This window comes from Bacillus sp. AP50, from assembly GCF_040492675.1.
GTDB classification, from domain to species: domain Bacteria; phylum Bacillota; class Bacilli; order Bacillales; family Bacillaceae_G; genus Bacillus_A; species Bacillus_A cereus.
Window position 1 is genome coordinate 38,980 of the sequence record NZ_JBEUTW010000035.1, and the last position, 6,393, is coordinate 45,372.

A 6,393-nucleotide genomic window follows, 5' to 3' on the forward strand; every position below is an offset into this window, starting at 1 on the left:
GTTTCATGGCTGTAATGTCTTATATTGATGCTATTACATTAGCAATGCGCGAAGAAATGGAACGCGATGAGAAAGTATTCGTTTTAGGAGAAGATGTTGGTAAAAAAGGTGGCGTGTTTAAAGCGACACACGGTTTGTATGATCAATTTGGTGAAGATCGTGCGCTTGATGCACCGCTTGCAGAATCTGCAATTGCTGGGGTAGCAATTGGTGCAGCAATGTATGGTATGCGTCCAATCGCTGAAATGCAGTTTGCTGATTTCATCATGCCAGCAGTAAACCAAATTGTTTCTGAGGCAGCAAAAATTCGTTATCGTTCTAATAATGATTGGACTTGTCCAGTTACAATCCGTGCACCATTTGGCGGGGGGGTTCACGGTGCATTGTATCATTCACAATCTGTAGAAGCGATGTTTGCAAACCAACCAGGTTTAAAAATCGTTATCCCTTCTACACCATATGATGCAAAAGGCTTATTAAAAGCAGCCATTCGTGATGAAGATCCAGTATTATTCTTCGAACATAAACGTGCATATCGTTTAATTAAAGGTGAAGTACCAGAGGATGACTACGTATTACCAATCGGAAAAGCAGATGTAAAACGTGAAGGTGATGATATTACAGTTATCACGTACGGATTATGTGTTCATTTTGCTCTTCAAGCGGCTGAAAAGTTAGCACAAGATGGCATCTCTGCGCACATTCTTGATTTACGTACTGTATATCCATTAGATAAAGAAGCAATCATTGAAGCAGCTTCTAAAACAGGTAAAGTTCTTCTTGTAACAGAAGACAATAAAGAAGGAAGCATTATGAGTGAAGTGGCAGCAATTATCGCTGAAAACTGTCTATTTGATTTAGATGCGCCAATCGCACGTCTTGCAGGTCCAGACGTTCCAGCAATGCCATATGCACCAACAATGGAAAAATTCTTTATGGTAAATCCAGATAAAGTTGAAAAAGCAATGCGTGAACTTGCGGAATTTTAATCGGGGGGACTATACATGGCTGTAGAAAATATTACAATGCCTCAGCTCGGGGAGAGCGTTACAGAGGGCACAATTAGTAAATGGCTCGTTAATGTTGGCGATCACGTAAATAAGTATGATCCGCTTGCAGAAGTAATGACTGATAAAGTAAATGCTGAAGTACCATCTTCTTTCACGGGTGTTGTGAAAGAGTTAATCGCTGGTGAAGGTGATACGTTAGCTGTAGGTGAAGTAGTTTGTGTTATTCAAGTAGAAGGCGCAGATGAAGTAGCAGCAACAGCTGTTGAGGAAAAAACTAAAGAAGAATCAAAGGCAGAAGTAGCTACGTCTGAAAAAGCACCGAAAGTAAAACAACCAACTGATGGAAAACCACGTTTTTCACCAGCTGTGTTAAAGCTTGCGGGTGAGCATAACGTTGATTTAGATCTAGTAGAAGGTACGGGAGCAAACGGCCGTATCACTCGTAAAGATATTTTAAAGCTGGTGGAATCTGGAAATATCCCACAAGCAGGTGCGGCGAAGAAAGAGGAAGCTGTAGCGGCAGTAGTAGAAGCTCGCCCAGAAGCACCAAAAGCAGCACCAGTAGCGCAAAAAGTAGAAGCTGCGAAACCAGTTTCTGTACCTACAATGCCTGGAGATATCGAAATTCCAGTAACAGGTGTGCGTAAAGCAATCGCAGCAAACATGTTACGTAGTAAACACGAAGCACCACATGCTTGGATGATGATTGAAGTAGATGTGACAAACCTTGTGTCATACCGTAACTCAATTAAAGGTGACTTTAAGAAGCGTGAAGGCTTTAACTTAACGTTCTTTGCTTTCTTCGTAAAAGCAGTAGCACAAGCGTTAAAAGAGTATCCTCAAATTAATTCAATGTGGGCTGGCGATAAAATTGTTCAGAAGAAAGATATTAACCTTTCTATCGCTGTTGCAACAGAGGAAGAACTATTTGTACCAGTAATTAAGCAAGCGGACGAGAAAACAATTAAAGGTATCGCTCGTGAAATTACAGAACTTGCAGGAAAAGTACGTACGAAATCGTTAAAAGCAGACGAAATGCAAGGTGGAACATTTACAATTAATAACACAGGATCATTCGGTTCTGTTCAATCTATGGGTATTATTAATTACCCACAAGCGGCTATTTTACAAGTTGAATCAATTGTAAAACGCCCAGTAATTATGGATAACGGTATGTTCGGTGCTCGTGATATGGTTAACTTATGTTTATCACTTGATCACCGAGTACTTGATGGTTTAATTTGTGGTAAGTTCTTAGGACGTGTTAAAGAAATTTTAGAAAACATGTCAGAAAATAATACATCTGTATATTAATAAAAAGCTCGCTTATGCGAGCTTTTTATTATCTTATTTCTTCATCTACATCCTACTATATGTATAAATATCTTTCCCAGTAATCTTACAATAAACGATTATGTATTAGGAATTTACGAAAATACATTGCTGATATATGGTATATGGATATAAAATAAGAAAAGAATAATTTTTTTGGCAAATCTTACTGATGAAACTGTAGTATAATATATTGTATTGTATGAAAAAGAGAGTTATTCTATATAAGTGTTTTATAGATAATGTGTAATCAGTCGTCAAAACATGAAGAATGTTGACTCCTGGTTTTTTATTTTTGCCGTAACAATGTTTCAGGAGGATGTCATGAAAAGAAGTACCGAGTTTCTAAAAAGTTTAGATGTAAAATTAATTTTAATTTTGTGTGCACTATGTGTGACGAGTATAGCTGCTATATATAGCAGTCAGCAAACGGGACAGTATGGAGCTGCAAACTTTGCTATGAAACAAGGTGTTAACTACATAATTGGGGTTGTATTGTTACTTCTTGTTGCAAGCATCGACTTAGATCAATTGCAAAAATTATCTTGGCCGCTTTATATTGCTGGATTTGCTTCACTTATTCTTTTGAAAGTATTACCACCATCAGGTTTTACACCTGAAAAATTAGGTGCAAAAAGATGGTTTGTTTTCCCAGTATTTGGGCAAATTCAGCCGTCTGAGTTTTTCAAAATTGCATTGCTACTTGTAGTAGCGAGTATAGCAGTGAAACATAATGCACAGTATATGGCAAGGACATTCCAAACAGATTTAAAGCTAGTAGGTAAAATTATGCTAGTGTCACTTCCACCTATGGCGGTTGTATATAGTCAACCTGATACAGGTATGGTGTTCTTATATGCTGCTGCTATTGCATGTATTTTATTTATGTCAGGTATTCAAAAGAAATTGATAGCATTATGTACAGTTATTCCGTTGACCATATTATCTGCTTTAATATTTATTTTCTTTAAGTATCAAGACTTTTTCTATAATAATTTAGTTACTTTACTAAAGCCTCACCAACAGTCGCGTATTGTAGGTTGGTTAAATCCATTTGAAAATGCAGATCAAGGTTATCAAACACAGCAATCGATTTTAGCTGTAGGTAGTGGAGGAATGGAAGGTAAAGGGTTTGGGGGAGGAAGCGTCTATATTCCAGAGAAGCATACTGACTTTATTTTCGCTACAATTGCCGAAGAAGGTGGATTTATCGTAGCAGCCTTAGTTGTCTTCTTGTTCCTATTACTACTATATCGAACAATTATTATTGGTTATTCCGCTGATAATTTATTTGGTACATTATTATGCGCTGGATCAATCGGTATATTAACAGTTCAAATATTCCAAAACATCGGTATGATCGTTGGATTAATGCCTGTAAAAGGTATTGCATTACCTTTCTTATCGTATGGGGGAAGTTCCTTATTCTCAAATATGATTATGATGGGGCTCATATTATCGGTACGGAAAACGTATAAAAAATATATGTTTTCAGTTAAGTAAAAAAAGCTGGTTCGTTTTTAAACGAACCAGCTTTTTTACATATATGCTCATAAACGTTGCAAACTAAAACAGGATAGCAGTTTGAGACGGGTAAGGAGTGCAAAGTGATGCATATGCATATTTTTGAAGGAGCACGACATCTTTCTAATAGTGAATGGGTTATTCGGGCTATTATAGCATACATATTTTTAATATTAGTTGCGAAAGCGATGGGGCAAAGGTCTATCGCACAACTTCGTTTTTTAGATGTTGTATTAGTGTTATTGCTTGGTGGGAATATTTCTAACGCATTGTCTGATGAAAAAGTAGGGTTACTGGGATCGATGATTACAACGTTCATACTTGTTGTACTTCATATTATAAGCTCAGTTTTAATGCTGAAATGGGATAGATGGAGACGTTTTTTAGAGCCTGCACCTATTATTCTTATACACAATGGTTCCATTAATTTTAGCAATTTGAAAAAGGCGAGAATTACCTTGGAATATTTGTTTTCGGAACTTCGTATGCGAAATGTGAGCGATATTCAAACGATTAAATTAGCATTATGGGAAGCAAACGGTGTCGTTTCTATATTTCGGTATCCAGAATATGAAGCAGTTTCGCGGCTTGATCTTAAAGTGGCGGGAAAAAAATCTCCAGTTTCTTTTGTATTAGTAAAGGATGGGAGGATACAGAAAGATGTTCTTGCATTATTAGGAAAAACAGAAGCGTGGGCGAGAGAATTTCTAGAGGAGAGTACAGAAGTCGAATCTATTATGTTAGCTACAGTAGATGAATCACATAAAATAAATATTTTGTTAAAAAAATGAAAAATATACGCATTTTGTCGTTTCGTACATATGATACAATAGTGTGGACAACGAAAAAGGAGGCGATACGGTGGGATATGTAGAAGAATTACGAAAAATAGTTGGTCATCGCCCTTTAATTTTAGTTGGTGCTGTTGTACTCGTTATAAATGAAAATGGATATGTTTTATTGCAGCAGCGGACAGAGCCGTACGGAAAATGGGGGCTACCTGGCGGGCTAATGGAGCTTAGTGAATCACCAGAAGAAACAGCTTATCGTGAAGTATATGAAGAGACAGGAATAAAAGTGAAGAACTTGCGACTAATCAATGTATTTTCTGGAGCGAACTACTTTACAAAATTAGAAAACGGTGATGAATTTCAATCTGTAACAACCGCCTATTATACGGATGAATACGAAGGGGATTTTGTTATGAATAAAGAAGAAGCAGTTCAGCTTAAATTCTTTTCAGTAACAGAACTACCTGACTATATTGTAGGATCGCATAAAAAAATGATTGCTGAATATATGAAGATTATGGAAAAAAAGATATAATAATAGTGAAAGAAATACAAAAACACAGCTCTGGTTGGTAGTCCAGACGCATGATTTCATGTCAGTAACCTTCCCCTCCGGGATGTCCCGTATTTCTAATCTTTTAAAGGAGGGGCTGTCAATGGATTTGACAGTATATCACGATGGCCAATTTTTTGTTGGAATCATTACATGTAAAGAAAAAGGGAAATTGTATGGGGCGAGGTATATTTTTGGGGCGGAACCGTCAGATGAAGAAGTGCTTATGTTTGTGAATGGTTCACTTTTAGAGCATTTTCAGCACTTTGCAAAATGTGGTGTAGAAGTTAAAGAAAAACAGCGTCCTCAAAACATAAAGCGTATCATACGACAAGCAGCAAAAGAAACAACTATTAAACGTTTTACTAAGGCGCAAGAGGCGATTAGTTTATCTTATGAATTGCATAAACAAGAAAAGAAACTGCAGTCTAAAGAGAAGCGAGAAGCTGAAAAAGAAAGAAGACGTTTAATGAAAGTACAAAAAGCAAAGCAAAAACATCGTGGTCATTAAAGAAAAGGTGTTAGAGCAAGAGCTCTAACACCTTTTCTATACTTAAATACAAGTAAACTTACTTGTATTTCATAAACATTAACTGGTAAGATACAAATAGGTAGTTTTAGAGGAGGGAAAAGAGTGATTAATTTTAACTTTTTTATGAATGATGTTGTCCGCCAAGCGCGTGAAGAGATTGTCTCTGCTGGATATACAGAATTGACGACGCCGGAAGCGGTAGAAGAAGCGTTTAAAAGAAATGGAACAACACTTGTAATGGTAAACTCTGTATGTGGTTGTGCAGGTGGTATTGCTCGTCCTGCTGCTGCGCATTCCGTACATTATGATAAACGTCCTAACCACCTTGTAACGGTGTTTGCAGGTCAAGATAAAGAAGCGACAGCAAGAGCTCGTGAATATTTCGAAGGGTACCCACCTTCTTCTCCATCATTTGCTTTATTAAAAGATGGAAAAATTGTAACGATGGTAGAGCGTCATGAAATTGAAGGTCATGAACCGATGCAAGTTATTGCGAAACTACAATCATATTTCGAAGAGAATTGTGAAGAACTATAAAAAATAAGAGAAAAGGCGGCACGTCCACAATCAAGTGGATGTGCCGCCTTTTTTATTTATTATTAAAATTTCTGAGATATGCATAGTTATGTTATTTTATGCATCATTTTATAC

At 36.9% G+C, this 6,393-nt stretch carries 7 protein-coding genes; all 7 read left to right on the forward strand.

All coding sequences use genetic code 11. The features are described from left to right. The first annotated feature begins 5 nt into the window (after positions 1–5). The 7 genes from bfmBAB to ABWK52_RS04820 all read left to right on the forward strand — a co-directional run bounded on the left by bfmBAB (position 6) and on the right by ABWK52_RS04820 (position 6,279). Complete coding sequence (gene bfmBAB / locus ABWK52_RS04790; protein WP_000290071.1) at positions 6–989, forward strand: 3-methyl-2-oxobutanoate dehydrogenase subunit beta; 984 nt, start codon at positions 6–8, stop codon at positions 987–989. Positions 990–1,004: 15 nt separating this feature from the next. After that, entirely contained in the window at positions 1,005–2,324 is a 1,320-nt protein-coding gene (locus tag ABWK52_RS04795) for a dihydrolipoamide acetyltransferase family protein (protein WP_000257681.1), read from the forward strand. 342 nt (positions 2,325–2,666) lie between these two features. Then, positions 2,667–3,845, forward strand: a complete 1,179-nt coding sequence (locus tag ABWK52_RS04800) for an FtsW/RodA/SpoVE family cell cycle protein (RefSeq protein WP_000831181.1) — start codon at positions 2,667–2,669, stop codon at positions 3,843–3,845. A 107-nt stretch (positions 3,846–3,952) separates the two neighbouring features. After that, complete coding sequence (locus tag ABWK52_RS04805; protein ID WP_000550964.1) at positions 3,953–4,657, forward strand: DUF421 domain-containing protein; 705 nt, start codon at positions 3,953–3,955, stop codon at positions 4,655–4,657. A gap of 70 nt (positions 4,658–4,727) precedes the next feature. Next, the gene (locus tag ABWK52_RS04810) at positions 4,728–5,192 is read left to right on the forward strand and encodes an NUDIX hydrolase (protein WP_000542555.1); all 465 of its coding nucleotides are present in this window, start codon (positions 4,728–4,730) and stop codon (positions 5,190–5,192) included. A 121-nt stretch (positions 5,193–5,313) separates the two neighbouring features. After that, the gene (locus tag ABWK52_RS04815; protein WP_098541558.1) at positions 5,314–5,721 is read left to right on the forward strand and encodes a YjdF family protein; all 408 of its coding nucleotides are present in this window, start codon (positions 5,314–5,316) and stop codon (positions 5,719–5,721) included. Between the two features lie 144 nt (positions 5,722–5,865). Further along, positions 5,866–6,279: a BrxA/BrxB family bacilliredoxin gene (locus tag ABWK52_RS04820; RefSeq protein ID WP_001979317.1), complete on the forward strand. Its 414-nt coding sequence runs from the start codon at positions 5,866–5,868 to the stop codon at positions 6,277–6,279. The last annotated feature ends 114 nt before the right edge of the window (positions 6,280–6,393 follow it).